Annotated in this window: 17 protein-coding genes; 14 read left to right on the plus strand and 3 right to left on the minus strand. The window is 66.7% G+C overall.

The features are described from left to right. The 12 genes from ACZ50Z_RS22990 to ACZ50Z_RS23045 all read left to right on the plus strand — a co-directional run bounded on the left by ACZ50Z_RS22990 (window position 1) and on the right by ACZ50Z_RS23045 (window position 11,809). Complete coding sequence (locus ACZ50Z_RS22990) at window positions 1–858, plus strand: ABC transporter permease (protein ID WP_464485619.1); 858 nt, start codon at window positions 1–3, stop codon at window positions 856–858. Next, window positions 859–2,421: an MlaD family protein gene (locus ACZ50Z_RS22995; RefSeq protein ID WP_464485620.1), complete on the plus strand. Its 1,563-nt coding sequence runs from the start codon at window positions 859–861 to the stop codon at window positions 2,419–2,421. It abuts the gene before it with no gap. Then, entirely contained in the window at window positions 2,418–3,497 is a 1,080-nt protein-coding gene (locus tag ACZ50Z_RS23000) for an MlaD family protein (RefSeq protein ID WP_464485621.1), read from the plus strand. Before ACZ50Z_RS22995 ends, ACZ50Z_RS23000 begins: the two co-directional genes overlap by 4 nt. Further along, entirely contained in the window at window positions 3,490–4,536 is a 1,047-nt protein-coding gene (locus ACZ50Z_RS23005) for an MCE family protein (protein WP_464485622.1), read from the plus strand. Before ACZ50Z_RS23000 ends, ACZ50Z_RS23005 begins: the two co-directional genes overlap by 8 nt. Beyond that, window positions 4,533–5,672: an MCE family protein gene (locus ACZ50Z_RS23010; protein WP_464485623.1), complete on the plus strand. Its 1,140-nt coding sequence runs from the start codon at window positions 4,533–4,535 to the stop codon at window positions 5,670–5,672. The genes ACZ50Z_RS23005 and ACZ50Z_RS23010 overlap by 4 nt, the downstream gene beginning before the upstream one ends. 2 nt (window positions 5,673–5,674) lie before the next feature. Beyond that, window positions 5,675–6,907, plus strand: a complete 1,233-nt coding sequence (locus ACZ50Z_RS23015) for an MlaD family protein (protein ID WP_464485624.1) — start codon at window positions 5,675–5,677, stop codon at window positions 6,905–6,907. Next, the gene (locus ACZ50Z_RS23020) at window positions 6,904–8,154 is read left to right on the plus strand and encodes an MlaD family protein (protein WP_464485625.1); all 1,251 of its coding nucleotides are present in this window, start codon (window positions 6,904–6,906) and stop codon (window positions 8,152–8,154) included. The genes ACZ50Z_RS23015 and ACZ50Z_RS23020 overlap by 4 nt, the downstream gene beginning before the upstream one ends. Window positions 8,155–8,187: 33 nt before the next feature. Next, window positions 8,188–8,784, plus strand: coding sequence for an Mce protein (locus ACZ50Z_RS23025; RefSeq protein WP_464485626.1), 597 nt, complete (start codon window positions 8,188–8,190; stop codon window positions 8,782–8,784). Window positions 8,785–8,796: 12 nt separating this feature from the next. Further along, entirely contained in the window at window positions 8,797–9,582 is a 786-nt protein-coding gene (locus ACZ50Z_RS23030) for a mannan-binding family protein (RefSeq protein ID WP_464485627.1), read from the plus strand. A 129-nt stretch (window positions 9,583–9,711) separates the two neighbouring features. After that, complete coding sequence (locus ACZ50Z_RS23035; RefSeq protein ID WP_464485628.1) at window positions 9,712–10,947, plus strand: TetR/AcrR family transcriptional regulator; 1,236 nt, start codon at window positions 9,712–9,714, stop codon at window positions 10,945–10,947. Between the two features lie 252 nt (window positions 10,948–11,199). Further along, on the plus strand, window positions 11,200–11,424 hold the full coding sequence (locus ACZ50Z_RS23040; RefSeq protein WP_464485629.1) for a hypothetical protein: 225 nt from the start codon (window positions 11,200–11,202) through the stop codon (window positions 11,422–11,424). Between the two features lie 13 nt (window positions 11,425–11,437). Continuing rightward, window positions 11,438–11,809: a hypothetical protein gene (locus tag ACZ50Z_RS23045; RefSeq protein ID WP_464485630.1), complete on the plus strand. Its 372-nt coding sequence runs from the start codon at window positions 11,438–11,440 to the stop codon at window positions 11,807–11,809. Between the two features lie 53 nt (window positions 11,810–11,862). Here ACZ50Z_RS23045 and ACZ50Z_RS23050 read toward each other — a convergent pair whose 3' ends face one another. The 3 genes from ACZ50Z_RS23050 to ACZ50Z_RS23060 form a co-directional block, all read right to left on the minus strand. Beyond that, entirely contained in the window at window positions 11,863–12,030 is a 168-nt protein-coding gene (locus ACZ50Z_RS23050) for a hypothetical protein (protein WP_464485631.1), read from the minus strand. A 67-nt stretch (window positions 12,031–12,097) separates the two neighbouring features. Beyond that, window positions 12,098–12,883, minus strand: coding sequence for a hypothetical protein (locus ACZ50Z_RS23055; RefSeq protein ID WP_464485632.1), 786 nt, complete (start codon window positions 12,881–12,883; stop codon window positions 12,098–12,100). Continuing rightward, on the minus strand, window positions 12,880–13,305 hold the full coding sequence (locus ACZ50Z_RS23060; RefSeq protein ID WP_464485633.1) for a hypothetical protein: 426 nt from the start codon (window positions 13,303–13,305) through the stop codon (window positions 12,880–12,882). Before ACZ50Z_RS23060 ends, ACZ50Z_RS23055 begins: the two co-directional genes overlap by 4 nt. Window positions 13,306–13,376: 71 nt before the next feature. Here ACZ50Z_RS23060 and ACZ50Z_RS23065 point away from each other — a divergent pair, with 71 nt between their 5' ends. Together ACZ50Z_RS23065 and ACZ50Z_RS23070 are read left to right on the plus strand one after the other, a co-directional pair. Beyond that, window positions 13,377–13,916, plus strand: coding sequence for a hypothetical protein (locus ACZ50Z_RS23065; RefSeq protein ID WP_464485634.1), 540 nt, complete (start codon window positions 13,377–13,379; stop codon window positions 13,914–13,916). Next, window positions 13,913–14,221, plus strand: a complete 309-nt coding sequence (locus tag ACZ50Z_RS23070) for a PE family protein (protein WP_464485635.1) — start codon at window positions 13,913–13,915, stop codon at window positions 14,219–14,221. The genes ACZ50Z_RS23065 and ACZ50Z_RS23070 overlap by 4 nt, the downstream gene beginning before the upstream one ends. Window positions 14,222–14,223 lie beyond the last annotated feature (2 nt).

A 14,223-nucleotide genomic window follows, 5' to 3' on the forward strand; every position in this document is an offset into this window, starting at 1 on the left:
ATGACGGCCTCCGCATACATTCCCGCACTCGCACGACCGCTCGTCGGCGCGTACCGGGTCGCGGCCGGGCCCACCATGCGGCTGGGCCACATGCTGGTCTTCTTCGTGCGTGCCGTGCTGGCGGTGCCGAGCGTGTTTCGGCAGTACCGCACCGAATTCCTGCGGTTGCTGTCGAACATCGCCTGGGGCAACGGGTCAATCGTGGTCGGCGGCGGCACCGCCGGTGTCGCGGTGGTACTGGGCTTCACCGCTGGCGCGCTGGTGGCCGTCGAGGGATACAACTTTCTCAACCTGCTGGGGCTCGGCCCCGCCACCGGGATCATCTCGTCACTGGTCAACACCCGCGAACTGGCGCCCATCATGGCCTCGCTGGCCTTCGCGATGCAGGCCGGCTGCCGATTCACCGCCCAGCTCGGCGCCATGCGCATCGCCGAAGAGATCGACGCCCTGGAATCCCTGGCGATACGCCCGATCCCGTTCCTGGTCACGACGAGGCTGATGGCCTCCGTCATCGCCGTCATCCCGCTCTACGTCGCCTGCCTCGCGGTCACCTACCTGACGTGCCAGGTGGTCGCCAACATCATCAGCGGCGGGTCGATCGGCCCGTATTTGCACTACTTCACCATGATGCTCAGCGCCAAAGACATCGCGTACTCAATTCTCAAGTGCGTTGTCTTCGTGTGGCTTTCATCCACCGTGCAGTGCTACTACGGGTTCTACGCCGCAGGCGGTCCCGAGGGGGTGGGCGTGGCAGCCGGGCATGCCATGCGGGCCAGCATCACCGTCGTGATCATGGTCAACATGCTGCTCACGATGGCACTGTGGAGCATCGACGCCGGCGCGAGATTCGGTGGCTGAATGGCAAATTCGCTAGATCTGGACGGGCGCGGTCCCACCGACCAACAGCTGGTGGCCCTCGGGGCGGCGGTGCTGCTGATCGCGGGACTGATCACGGGAAGCCTGCTGCTGAAGTCCACCGGACGGCTCAACGATTACGTTCGCGTGGTCGCTGAGCTGACGAATGTCGGGGACGGCCTGCCGGCACGCTCCGATGTCAAATATCACGGCCTGCTCGTCGGCGCCGTCGACAATGTCGTCCCGGCCGCCTACGGCAAGCCCAATTACGTGCACATCAACCTCAAACCCGAATACGCCAGGGACATTCCGGCCGCGGTGACCGCACGCGTGGTACCGAGCAACGTGTTCGCGGTCTCGTCGGTGCAACTCATCGATGGCGGACCGAGCCCGAGCATCCGCAACGGGACGCGCATCCCCGAAGACCTCCAGCTTTCGACGGTGATCTTCCAGACCACGATCAGCAAGCTGCGCGACATCCTGGCCGCGACCGGCCGGGGCCGCGAAGACCACAGCGTGGGAATCCTGGCCGCCGTCGCGGCGGCCACCAATAACCGGCGCGGCGCCTTGCTTACCGCCGGCGCACAGATGACCCGAGTGCTCGACGAGCTCAACGCCATCGTGACCACCGACCCCGGCCCGTCCACGGTCTCCGCCCTGCTCGACGCCACCCGCGGCCTGCAGGCCACCGCCCCCGACCTCGTCGACGTCCTGCACGACGCGGTCAAACCGATGCAGACCCTGGCCGAAAAGCGCGAGCAATTCCGGTCGCTGGTCACCGGCTCGCACCACACGTTCGGCGTGAACCGGCAAGCCTTCGACAACCACACCGACCAGCTGATCGAAATGAGCCAGAACCTCACGCCCGCCCTCGGCGTCTTCGCCCTGAACAGCGACAAGTTCGTGCCCATCTTCACCAGGCTGAACCGACTGTCCGACAAGTTCTTTGAAGAGGTGTGGGATCCGGACATGGACACCGGAAACATGCGGGTCAATCTGGCGCTGACCCCGACCTACACCTACACCCGCGCCGACTGCCCGCGCTACGGCAAGTTGCTGGGACCGAGCTGCTACACGGCGCCGACCATCGCGGTGCGTCCGGATCTGCCCGAGGTGTTGTTGCCGCAGAACTACCACGCGCCAGCGGATTTGGCGCCACCTCCGGGCACGCAGATCGGGCCCGACGGCAACCTCGCCGCGGTGGGGCCGCCGCTGTTCAACCCCAATCCCAGCCTGGAGGACCCCAACCCGCCGCTGCCGTGGTGGCCGTGGCAGATCGGCCCGGCACCCCGCGTCCCGGGGACCGCCGACCCCGACGATGCCCCGCCACCGCCGGCGCCGGGACCGCCTCCACCGAGCCCGGCCCCGCCCGGCGCGGCCGCACCGGCGGCCTACGGCGGCAACGTCGGCCCCGTGGGTAGCCAACACGAACGCGACCAGCTCGGCGTGATCACCGGCCAGGGCCGTCCGGCGTCGGTGGCGACGCAATTGCTCCTGGGCCCGGTCGCGCGCGGCGCCACGGTCTCCCTGAAGCCACCGCAACCGGCGGCGGGTGAACCGGAATGAAGGTACGCGGACCGCTGATCGGGCTGTCGCTGTTCATGGCGATCGCCGTCGCCGTGACGTGGCTGGTGTACGCCACCCTGCGGCGCGACGTGGCCGGGCCGACCACGCCGTACGCGGCGATGTTCACCGATGTCTACGGATTGCGCATCGGCGACGACGTCCGCATGGCCGGCGTGCGGGTGGGACGCGTCGAAAACGTCGAACTCGCCGGGAAACTGGCGAAGGTCTCGTTCATCGTCGAGAACGACCAGCACCTGTATGGCAACACCGTCGCGTCGGTGACCTACCAAAACATCATCGGACAGCGCTACCTGGGGTTGTCGCTGGGCGAAACCGGCAGCAGGGGAATGCTTTCGGCGGGAAGCGTGATACCGGTGCAGCAGACCGACCCCTCCTTTGACGTCGGCAAGCTGCTCAACGGTTTCGAGCCCTTGTTCACCCTGCTCAACCCCAAGGACGCCGACGACCTGACCAAGGGGGTTCTGCAATCGTTGCAAGGCGATCAGGCCTCCATTCCGCTGCTGGTGCAGCAGACGTCGACGATCACCCGCACTTTGTCGGCGCGCGACCAGTCGCTGGGGGACCTCATCAGCAATCTCACCAAAGTCACCGACACCGTCGCGCGCCAAAACGACGACCTCGACCACGCGCTCGATCAAACCCGCTCCGCGGTAGCCAATTTCGACGCCCGCCGCCCGGCGCTGCAGGACTCGGTGGGTTCGATCGCCCGGGTGACCCGCCGCCTCGCGGCGATCGCCGACGACGTCGACCCGTCGCTGAACCAACTGATCACCCGAGAGCCGGGTTTCAGCAAGCACCTGGCCGGGATCGAACCCCAACTGGCGTTCACCGGTGACAACCTGCCCCTGTTGCTCAAGGGCTTCGCCCGGGCCGTCGGCGAGGGCACCTACGGCAACGCCTACGCCTGCGACCTGAACGCGACGGGCTTCTTCCCCGGGCTCAACGACATCACCACCTTCATCGTCAACGCGGCCACGCCCGGGAACGCGTACCCGATCACCACGAAGAACCTTGGATGGCACACCCCGCGATGCAGGAACATGGCCAATGGCTGACGCACTGAAAACGCGATGGCTACGACGGCGACCGCTCGAGTCCTACAACAGGACCTGGCTCGGGCTGGCGGGGCTCGTGGTGGTCGCGGTTCTTGTCGCGGTATCGCTGGGCGTCAAGCTTCTCGGCGTCGGCTACACCCACTACACCGCCGAATTCCTGCAAGCCGCCACGCTGCGGCCCGGCAATCCCATCACGATCGCCGGCATCGAGGTCGGGCACGTCACCAGCATGAAACTCGATGGCGATCACGTCGAGGCCGGCTTGAGCGTGCGTGACAACGTCCCCCTCGGCAAGGACACCCGAGCGGTCATCAAGGTGATGACCATCCTCGGGTCGCGCTACCTGGAGCTGGTCCCCGACGGGCCGGGATCCCTTCCGGCCAAAACGATCACCCTGTCCCACACCGCGGTGCCCTACGATCTGCAGTCGCTGCTCGAAGACGCCACCACCACTTTCGAGCAGGTCGATTCCGACCAGTTCGCGCAGTCGCTCGCCGTGCTGGGCAAGCAACTCGGCGGGGTGCCGCCGCTGGTCCCGCAGGCCGTCGCGAATCTGCAGACACTATCGACGATCACCGCCGACCGCCGAGGACAGCTCGGCACGCTGCTCAAAAGCACCCAGCGAGTGGTCAATACGCTGCGGCGCCAGCAGACCAACATCGGTCACCTGATGGATCAAGGTCAGGACCTGCTCGGTCATTTGGTGGCCCGCCAGGCCACCTTCCACGCCATGTTCGCGGCGCTGACCGAGCTCGTCGACCAGCTCGACAAGGTCGTCGTCACCAATCGGCCCATGCTTGACGAACTGTTCGTCAACCTGCACGACCTGACGAACATGATCGGGCAGCACGACGACTTGGTGCGCAACCTGCTGCAGGTCGCCCCGGTGACGCTGCGGGGCCTGACCAACGCCACCGGCTACGGGCCGGTCGTCGAATTCAACCTGCCCAACGGGCTCGCCATCGATTCGTGGATGTGCGCCATCAGTGGCCGCGCGAAGGAATTCAAGATGATCCAGTACTTCAAGGACTGCAAATGATCTCCGGTCGGCGCAAGCTCATCGCCCTCGCCGCGGCGGCGGCGACAGCTGCCGCCGTCGCCATCGGTGTGATCGGGCACTACGTGAAGTCACGCCTGGATACGATGACGGTGATCGCCCAATTCGACAGCGCCGCAGGACTTTACGAAGGCAATGTGGTGGCGGTGCTCGGCATGCCGGTGGGCAAGGTCAGCAAGGTCACCTCCAAAGGCAGCTACGTCGAGGCCGAGCTGACGGTGGACAAGAAGGTCAAGATCCCCGCCGCGGCCCGCGCGGACCTCCCCGCCGCGGCCCGCGCGGTCACCATCACCACCTCGATACTCACCGACCGGCAGGTTGAACTGACCCCCCCATACCGGAGCGGCCCGGTACTCAAGAACCACGACACCATCGGACTGACCAGGACGAAGACCCCCGTGGCGTTCGACCGCGTGCTCGACATGCTCGACAAAGTCTCCAAATCACTCAAGGGCGACGGGAAGGGCGGCGGCCCGGTCGCCGACCTGAGCGACGCGGCGGTCGCCATCACCGACGGGAACGGCAAGCAGATCCTGGCCGCCCTCGACGAGCTTTCCAAAGCGTTGCGGCTCAGCTCCGAGCGCGGCGTCACCACCCGCGAGCAATTGACCACGATCATCACCGACCTCAGCTCGATCACCGAGGCGGCCGCGCGCAACGACGACAAGGTGCGCCAGTTCGGTTCCACCACGCGTCAACTCAGCCAGATCCTGGCCGACGAGAAGTTCGGCACCGGCGCCACCGGGCGCACCATCAACCGCATACTCGAAGAGGTCACCACGCTGATCGAGCACAATCGGGACAACCTCAAGCAGGCCGTCCGCAACGGCGACACCGTCGCCAAGACGCTCGTCGAGGATCAGCGCGTCGTCGCCGAGATGCTGGACGTGCTCCCGTTGACCCTGGAAAACCTGTACAACACCGTCGATCAGAACAACGGCGCGATTCGGGTGCACGGCCTGCTCGACAAGGCGCTCACCGACAGTCAGTCGGCCAAGGAGCTGTGCAATCTGATGCATCTGCGCCAATTAGGTTGCAGCACGGGCACGTTGCAGGACTATGGCCCCGACTTCGGTCTGACCTACATCCTCGACGGTCTCTCGGCGATGGGGCAGTAGCGATGAACAGGGGCAAACACAAGGCATTGGCCGCGGCGCTGAGCGCCGTCATGGTCAGTTCGGGCTGCGCCACCAACGGGCTGGCCAGCTTGCCGTTACCGGCACCGGGAATCGGCGGCGGTGGCTACCTGCTCAACGCCGTATTCTCCAACGCGCTGAATCTGCCCGCCCACGCCAAGGTCAAACTGGCCGGCGCCGACGTCGGACAACTCGAAAAGATGGTCGCGCGCAACTACACCGCGGTGACCACCCTGCGCATCATGGACGGCGTGCGCATACCCGTCGGCAGCACCGCCGAGCTGCGGTCCGCGACGCCGCTCGGCGACGTCTTCGTTGCCATCAAGCCACCGACACCGATGGACCCGAATGCGCCGCTGCTCAAGGGCGGCGAAACCATCGGGTTGCCCGCCACCCGCGCGGCCGCCACCGTCGAGAGCGTGCTCAGTTCGGCCGCGCTGCTCGTCAACGGCGGTGCGGTCCGCAACTTCACCACTATCGTCAACGGCGCCGGTAAGGCGACCGGAGACCAAGGACGCGCGTTCGGTGCCCTGATCAACCGGACGAATCTCTTGCTGGGCAAGCTCAATGCCCGCTCGGACCAGATCGACGCGGCGGTGACCGAGACGGCGGGCCTGGCCGATCGGCTGGACGAAAAGAACCAGGCGATCACCGAGGTCCTTCAGGCCGTCGGGCCGGCAACGAACGTGTTGTCAGACAACGCCGATGAAATCGCCGACGTCGTCGACGAACTCGGCGCCACGACCCGCCAGCTTTCCAAATTCCCCTCCATCGCGGGCACCGACAAGACCGGCCGCAGCGTCATCAAGGACGCCAACACCATTGCCGCGGCATGGAACGACGTCGTGTTGAGCCCCGACACCAGCCTCGCCGGCCTGAACCGGCTGATCCCGCCGTTCGTGAAAACCACGTCCAGCGACGCCATTTCGGTACGTGGAAGCTTCGATCGCCTGGTCATGGGATCGCGGCCGGGTACCGGGGCGGAGACGGGCGGCTTCAAAGGCGATCCGGCATTTCACGGACCCATGCGCCGCGACTGGAACTACATGATCGGTTCGATCAAGTACGTGTTGTGGCGCCTGCAGGAACGCGTGGTGGGCCGCGGGCCGCAAACGCCGATGGGCCAAAGTCCGTGGACCCCAAGCGGTCCTCCCCTTCCGCCGGTGCCCGGGGGAGAAGCGCCCCCGGATCCCATGAGCCCGGAGCCGCCGCGGTGATCGACACCCTCGCCCGACTCATCGTCACCGCGGTCAGAACCGGTCACCGCCAGCGCGCCTGGCTGTCCGGCATCGCCCTGGTGCTCACCCTCGTGGTCGGCTCGGCCTACCTGGCGATCGGCGCCCTGCGGGTCAACCCGCTGGCCTCCACCTACCAGGTCACGATCCGGCTCCCCGAATCCGGCGGTCTGCTGGCCAACCAGGACGTCTCGGTCCGCGGGATCCGGGTCGGTCGAATCCAGTCGCTGCGGCCCACACCCACCGGCATCGAGGCGATCGCAAACATCGACGCGAACATCAAGATTCCTACCGCCAGCCCGGTGCGGGTCTCCGGACTCTCGCCCGCCGGCGAGCAGTACATCGATTTCGAGCCCGCCTCCAACAGCGGTCCGTTCCTGTCGAACGGCAGTGTGATCGGCCCACAGCGCACCACGACTCCCATCCCGCTGTCCCAGGTCCTCGCCGACGCCGACGGCATGCTCGCCCAAACGGACCCGAAGAAGCTCGAAATCGTCAAGCGGGAACTGAGTTTGAGCAAGGAAGGGCCGCAAAAGCTCACCGACATCATCGATGGCTCCACCTTTTTGCTCTCGACGATGGACCCGGTGCTGCCGCAGACCGTCAGCATGCTCAAGACCAGTCGCGTGGTCCTGACCACCCTCTCCGACAAGAATGCCGGGCTCGCGGTGGCGGCACGCAATGTCGGTGACCTGATGACCGGGGTGAACAAGATGGACCGCGGCTACCGCAGATTCGTCGATCAGACCCCGCACGCGATGTCCTCGGTGGACAACCTGTTCGACGACAACTCCGACACCATGGTCGGCCTGCTGGGCAACCTGGTGACCACCGCGCGGATCATCTACGTCCGGGTCCCGGCCTTGAACGCGGTCTTCCCGAACTATCGCGGGTCCACGCTCGAGGCACTGATGACCACCATGCACGAGCACGGGCTGTGGGCGACCGCCGACATCTACCCGCGCTACACCTGTGACTACGGCACCCCGCGTCGGCCGTCGTCGTCGGCGGACTACCCCGAACCGTTCCTGTACACCTACTGCCGCGACGACGACCCCCAGGTGTTGATCCGGGGCGCCAAGAATGCGCCCCGCCCAGGCGGCGACGACACGGCGGGCCCGCCCGCCGGCGCCGACCTCGGCCAAACCGCCGACCCAACACCGAAGGGGCGGTTCACCATTCCGACTCCCTACGGCGGGCCGGTGCTGCCGATCGAACCGCCCCACTGATCCCACCGACATCCCAGACTTCGAGGAGACACCGTGACCGTGACCGCCGACCAAGAATGCGACGCCGCCGAGGACATCGAGAAGCCACCCGACGATGACCGGCAAGCCGCGTCGGGTATTGACTCGCAAAAGACCAAAACCACCAAGCGCCAGTGGAAACGGCGCGCGCGCATCGTCCTGGTGGTCGCCGTCTACCTGGGTGCGTTCGGCCTCGCGGGCGGGCTGGGCGCCAAGCTGTGGGACGAGCACACGGTGAGCCAGGCCGGGCAGGCCGCCCAGCGGACCGCGGTCAACTACGCCCAGGTGCTGACCAGCATCGACTCCAACCAGGTCGACCAGAACTTCTCCGCCGTACTCGACGGGGCCACAGGGGAATTCAAGGACACATACACCAAGGCCAGCGTTCAGCTACGGCAGTTGCTGGTCGACAACAAGGCCACCGCGCACGGGACCGTCGTCGACTCCGCGATCGAATCCCAGAGCAAAACCAGGGTGGTGGTGTTGTTGATGGTCGACCAGACGGTCAGCAACGCGGTGCGTCCCGACGGCCGCGTCGACCGGAGCCGCATGAAGATCACGATGGACAATGTCGGCGGCCGTTGGCTGGCCAGCAAAGTCGAACTACCCTAGGGCATTTCGGTCATGCGGACTCTGCGGCTTTCGGCCAGTGTTGCGGCGGTGGCCGCCGCGGTGGTGACGGCGCCGGCGGCCTCAGCGTCGGCTCAGTCGTTTTGCGGCGACCTCGGCGGCGATTGGGACGGACAGTACTGTCACACCTCGGTGACATCCGAGCGAAAAGCTGTGCGCGACATCAAGATGGCCCTGCCCGGCGATCTGGTCGAACACCCCACCAGCGGCCCCCCAATCCGCGAATACCTGCGCAACCTGATGAACAACTGGCGCACGAAGGGCGCCTCGATGGTCCAAGACAGCTGGGGCGAGGAGAACTTTCAGGTTTTCCCCCACGGGCGGGCGCTGAGCGTGGCCTTCCACGAGGACTACCATGCCGACGGACCGTCGTTCAACAACGCCTATCGGACCTTCACCTTCGACATGGCGGGTGGCCGCCGGTTGCAGCTGACTGACATCACCAAACCCGGCGTCGACCCGCTGACCGCCATCCCGCCGTTGGCCGAACCCTTCGTTCAAGAGGCGCTCGACCGCGCCGCATGGCAGCACACCCCGGGGACATATCCGTTCACCGTCGACCGCTGGACACCGGACAAGGTGTTCTCCGGGGGCTACAAAGCGTGGGTCCTCACGCCCGACGAGCTGATTCTCTACATGCCGGACTACCCGGTCGGGCACGACTCCCCGATCCAGTACGGGCAGTCCCAGCAATGGTTTATGGACGGAGGCACCGTCGAGCCACACATCCCCCTCAGCGCGCTCAGCTCGGTGCTGCGGCCGGAATTCGGCGGGGCGTAACGGGGTTGGACGTCCAATGAGCTCGGGTATGACGCTGGGCGCCGCCGCGCGTTCTCAGCTTGCCATCACCACAAAAGCGGTCGTCCACCGATCGCCCGGTCAGCCGCCGCTGCGGCTACGGTGATCTGTATGCCATCGGCTAGCCGCTCGTCGGCGGATCCCGTGAAGCGGCGCCCCAAGGACCGCAAGGTCCAGATCGCGCGCGCCGCCACCGATGCCTTCAGCGAGTTGGGCTACCACGCGGTCAGCATGGAAAACATCGCGGCCCGGGTCGGGATCTCCGCGGCCGCGCTGTACCGGCATTCGCAGGGCAAATACGACTTGTTCCGCGATGTCGTCTTGGCGCTGGGCCAGCAACTCGTCGATGCCACGGCGTTCGCCGACGACCTGCCCGCCGACGCCGATCCCGACAAAGTCCTCAGCGCGCTCACCCGTGCGCTGATCGACACCACGATCGTCAACCGCACCACCGGCGGACTGTATCGGTGGGAAGGTCGCTATCTGCGTGGCGACGACCAACGCGCCTCGGCGGACCAGATCAAACTGATCAACCGGCGCCTGCAGCGGCCGTTGGTCAGGCTGCGCCCGAAACTCACATCGCGGCAACGCTGGTTGCTGTCGGCGGCCACGCTGAGCGTCATCGGCAGCATCACCGACCATCGGTCGCGCCTCGGCAACGCGGAGATCCGGGCGGCGCTCACCGATGTCGCGACCGCGGTATCGCACGCCGAGTTGCCGGTGCAGCGCGAACGTGGCGCCGAACCGCTGCGGACGTCGACGCTGACCAGCGCCGCCGGCAGCTACGAACTGCTGCTGCACGAATCGATGCGCCTGTTCAACGAACGCGGTTACCGCGAGACCGGCATGGAAGACATCGCCGCCGCGGTGGGCATTCCCGTTGCCAGCATCTACCAGTACTTCCCGGGCAAGGCCGCCATCTTGGCGGTCTACTACCGGCGAGCCGCCGACCAACTCTCCGGCGACCTGTCCAGCATCCTGGCCACCAGCGACGATCCGGAGCGGGCGCTCGCGCGGCTCATCGACGCCTATGTGACCCGGTCGCTGGCCAACCCCGAACTCGCGTGCGTGTATTACACCGAGCGTCACAACCTGCCCGACACAGATGCGGTGCTGCTGTACAACATTCAGCGCTCCACCGTCGAATCCTGGGCCCGGTTGGCCGTAGCGGCCAGACCGGAACTCACCCTCGGTCGCGCGCGCTACGCCGTGCACGCCGCATTCGCGCTCGCGGTGGACATCGGGCGGCTCGTGTACCCCGATACCAGTCAGTCCGCCGCCCTCACGGTTCGTCGCCTGATGGAAGTGACGGTGCTCGGCCGCCCGGCCGCGTCTCCCGACGCCTAGAACGGCGCTGCACTTGCTGCGACGCGGCGGCAGCGATAGCGAATCGGTCGAGGTCGAACGTGCCGTTCCGGCAGCGCATCTCCGCGTAGAGTCCTGACGCTAATCACCGACGATCGGCCTGGGACACTACCAAATCCTCCGAATGGGAATTAACATATTCAGCGTCTAGTCCGCGCGCCGGAATGTGGTGGTCCTCATCGCTTGGTGTGGGTCGGCGGCGACTCCGGCAGCGCCCGCGCGAAAGGGTTGCTCATGCTCAGCAGGCTCCGCAAGTTCCTCGAGTATCAGTTGTCCATCGCCGAACTGCTGGGACTGGGCATCCTGCTGGGCACGCCGTACCTGATCGTCGGCGTGATCTGGTCGAGCACCCACACAACACATCTGCACGACATGCACGGCGCCGATCTGGTGGTGTCGTTCCTCGGCTCGATCGTGTCCTGGCCGGTGCTGCTGTTCTCCAACGTTTGCATGACCTAGGGGGTTCAGGCGCATGATCACCCGCGGACCGCTCATTGTCTTCGCGGCGGTGTTGTTCTTGGCCGGGGGACTCTTCGCGCTGCGGTTCCCCGTCTTCATCGAGGCCTATGACCAATTCGGCTGGCAAGTGAAATGCGGCAGTGGCTTTACGACGGATCTGACCCAGGCCTTCAACGCCGAGCAGAAGCCCGCCGGCCAGAACGCAACCGCCGGCGCGCCACACCCGGCGGGCCGCGACTACGTGGGCCAATGCAATAACGCGCTGATAGCCCGACGCGTGTGGGCCATCCCCTCCGCCGCCCTCGGGGGCCTCACCCTGACCTGGGTTGCCGCCGCGGCACTCGCCCACGACCTCCGGGCCCGCGCCGAACACAGCGAAGGCTGATCGACGGCGACGGACGGACGAAATACCTTGGGAATCAACGGTTGCCGCGAAAGCTAGCGCGTGCTCTCGTCGGGGGTGTCGTGCCGTGACTGATGCAAACCCGGCGCGTCCAGGTCTTCGTTCTGGTGCTCGAGCTGTTCCTGCAGTTTGCGCTGTTCCTCGGTTGTCTTCCGGGCGTCCTCGGGCGCAGCGGGCGAGTCGATGTTGACTTCCTGATCCACCGGGATCTCCTCCGAACGTCTGCAATGACTCCTGTCAGGGTCTCCCGAATCGCACGCATCGAAACACTCAATACTGTTTGACCACGGCGCGCGGTGCCGTCCGCCACGTTCTGCCGCCGCCGTCCTGCTGCCGCGGTGGCTCGAGCAGCAAGACGGCCAGTCCCTCGAGCAGTACCGGACGCACCCAGTCGCCCAGTTCGATCACCTCGCCGGATGCCGGCCGGCGATGCAGGTCGTCGCGGGCGAGATCGATCGGTGTCAGGGTGCGGACGGTGTCGAGGGTGGCGTGGTGGGGCAGCTTGCGGATGCCGGGCAAGGTGATGAACAGCCCGTCGTTGCCGGACAGGTGCAGGCCGACTGCCGCCAGCGCGCCGGTCATGCCCTCCCGGGTGCCCCCGTGTCCCGACAAATGCACGCCCAGCGCCGGGGCGAGTTCGCGGGCTTCGCCGGGAGGCAAGACGTCTCGCTTGGCGCGGTAACCGAAGTCGATGAGCCGCACGGCGTCGCCGAGGTCCCCCGGAATAACGACGGCGAGGCCGGGGTCGGCATCGGGTGGGCAGACTCGTTCCAGGAACCGCCCGGCGAGTTCGATGATCCCGGCTCGCACCGCGTGTGGGTCGCCGTCGGCGCTGCGCCACGCCAGGCAGGCGCTCGAATTGTGCGACGTATAGGGGATCCGGTCGTCGACGAGCAGCTGATGGCGGGTGGCGCCGGCGGGCGAGCCGAGGCCCGCCGCCGCCAGCTCGTGGAGCAGCGCGCGGGCCCGCCGGCCGGTGCCGGGCGTGTAGGGGTTGTCGGTGTCGTCGATGCCGACGAGCAGGTCCACACCGGCGAGCGCGGAAGCTCCGGTCACGGGTTGACCACCAGGGCGCTGACATCGCGGACCCATTGGTCGCGGCTGAGGCGTGCGCCCGTCAGCTTGAGCGTGTTGCGTTTGGTGAAGCTGAGGATGGTCTGATCGTCGAGCGCGGCGGCGACCAGCGTCTGGGCCGGGTCGCGCCCTTCCACCCGCACCCTGGCGGCATCGGAAGCGCCTGCGGCGTTGAGAATCGAGCGCACGCTGGGACCCTTCTGAACCTGCGCGCCGTGCGATTGCGGCGTGGCGATCTCCACCTGGGGGAGGTGCTGCAGCTGCGCGATGGTGAACCGGTCGAGCACGCGGTGATTGTCCTGCACGACGAGTTGACTGTCGGTCCCCGAGGCTCCGCACGCAGCGACCCCGGCGCTGATGGCCAAGACCGCGACTACCCGAAACGGCCGCGTATAGCTGCGCATTTTCGGATCTTATCCTGTGAATATTCCGCAAATGAGGGGCAGGGCCGGGGCCGGCAATCTATGCTTTCCGGGTGACCGTGATGCAAAGCCCGGCGGCCGGTTTCACGGCTGTCCGCGAGGCGGTGTTTCCCCTGCTCGCGGTCGCCACGATCGTCGCCTCCACCGATCTCCGGATCCCGCTCGGCCTGCCCGGGCATCGTGGGTTGGTCTGGCTGACACTGCTGGTGGCGGTGGCGCTGGTGACCGTCCGGCGCGAGACGGTGCTCGCGGTCGGGGCGGGCGCCACGGTGGCGACGTTGCCGATGCACGGGTGGAGCGACCCATTGTGGAGTAGTCGCTATGTGGCCGCGGCGGCGTTGCTGTACGCCGCCGCCGCCCTGCCGGTGGTGCGGGTGAGGCGGTGGTTGTTGTCGGTAGCTGCCGCGCCGATTCACCTTGTGGCACTGGCCAGTTCGATGTTCGGTCTGCACGCCGGCGGTCATTGGGTGTCGAGCGGGCTACTCGAAAAGGCGGGCTGGCACATGATTTTCGGGTTCCTGGCCGGACTGCTCGCCTGGGTGGTGGCGCTTTGTGTGGGTTACAACAGACGAATTGAGGAGTGGCCGCTATGACGCTACGAGTTCTCCCCGAGGGCCTGGCCGCGACGAGCACGGCGGTGGAGGCGATCACCGCCCAACTCGCGGCCGCGCATGCGGCCGCCGCCCCGGTGGTCTCGGCGGTGGTTCCACCGGCGGCCGATCCGGTATCGCTTGGCGCCGCCGCCGTTTTCAGTGGCAGGGGCAGCCAGCATACTGCCGCCGCGGCCAAGGGCGTGGAGGTGTTGGGCCGGGCCGGGTTGGGTGTGAGCCTGGCCGGCGTCGGTTACGCCGCCGAGGATGCGGCCGACGCGGCGACGTATCTGGTGGCAGGCGGCTGACG

This window comes from Mycobacterium sp. NTMscope_MAC_269 (assembly GCF_976985695.1).

What these genes read in the sequence shown, in the direction of transcription:
- ACZ50Z_RS22990 (WP_464485619.1), top strand. Translation starts at nt 1, where the DNA reads ATGACGGCCTCCGCATACATTCCCGCACTCGCACGACCGCTCGTCGGC.
- ACZ50Z_RS22995 (WP_464485620.1), top strand. Translation starts at nt 859, where the DNA reads ATGGCAAATTCGCTAGATCTGGACGGGCGCGGTCCCACCGACCAACAG.
- ACZ50Z_RS23000 (WP_464485621.1), top strand. Translation starts at nt 2,418, where the DNA reads ATGAAGGTACGCGGACCGCTGATCGGGCTGTCGCTGTTCATGGCGATC.
- ACZ50Z_RS23005 (WP_464485622.1), top strand. Translation starts at nt 3,490, where the DNA reads ATGGCTGACGCACTGAAAACGCGATGGCTACGACGGCGACCGCTCGAG.
- ACZ50Z_RS23010 (WP_464485623.1), top strand. Translation starts at nt 4,533, where the DNA reads ATGATCTCCGGTCGGCGCAAGCTCATCGCCCTCGCCGCGGCGGCGGCG.
- ACZ50Z_RS23015 (WP_464485624.1), top strand. Translation starts at nt 5,675, where the DNA reads ATGAACAGGGGCAAACACAAGGCATTGGCCGCGGCGCTGAGCGCCGTC.
- ACZ50Z_RS23030 (WP_464485627.1), top strand. Translation starts at nt 8,797, where the DNA reads ATGCGGACTCTGCGGCTTTCGGCCAGTGTTGCGGCGGTGGCCGCCGCG.
- ACZ50Z_RS23035 (WP_464485628.1), top strand. Translation starts at nt 9,712, where the DNA reads ATGCCATCGGCTAGCCGCTCGTCGGCGGATCCCGTGAAGCGGCGCCCC.
- ACZ50Z_RS23040 (WP_464485629.1), top strand. Translation starts at nt 11,200, where the DNA reads ATGCTCAGCAGGCTCCGCAAGTTCCTCGAGTATCAGTTGTCCATCGCC.
- ACZ50Z_RS23045 (WP_464485630.1), top strand. Translation starts at nt 11,438, where the DNA reads ATGATCACCCGCGGACCGCTCATTGTCTTCGCGGCGGTGTTGTTCTTG.
- ACZ50Z_RS23060 (WP_464485633.1), bottom strand. Translation starts at nt 13,305, where the DNA reads ATGCGCAGCTATACGCGGCCGTTTCGGGTAGTCGCGGTCTTGGCCATC.
- ACZ50Z_RS23070 (WP_464485635.1), top strand. Translation starts at nt 13,913, where the DNA reads ATGACGCTACGAGTTCTCCCCGAGGGCCTGGCCGCGACGAGCACGGCG.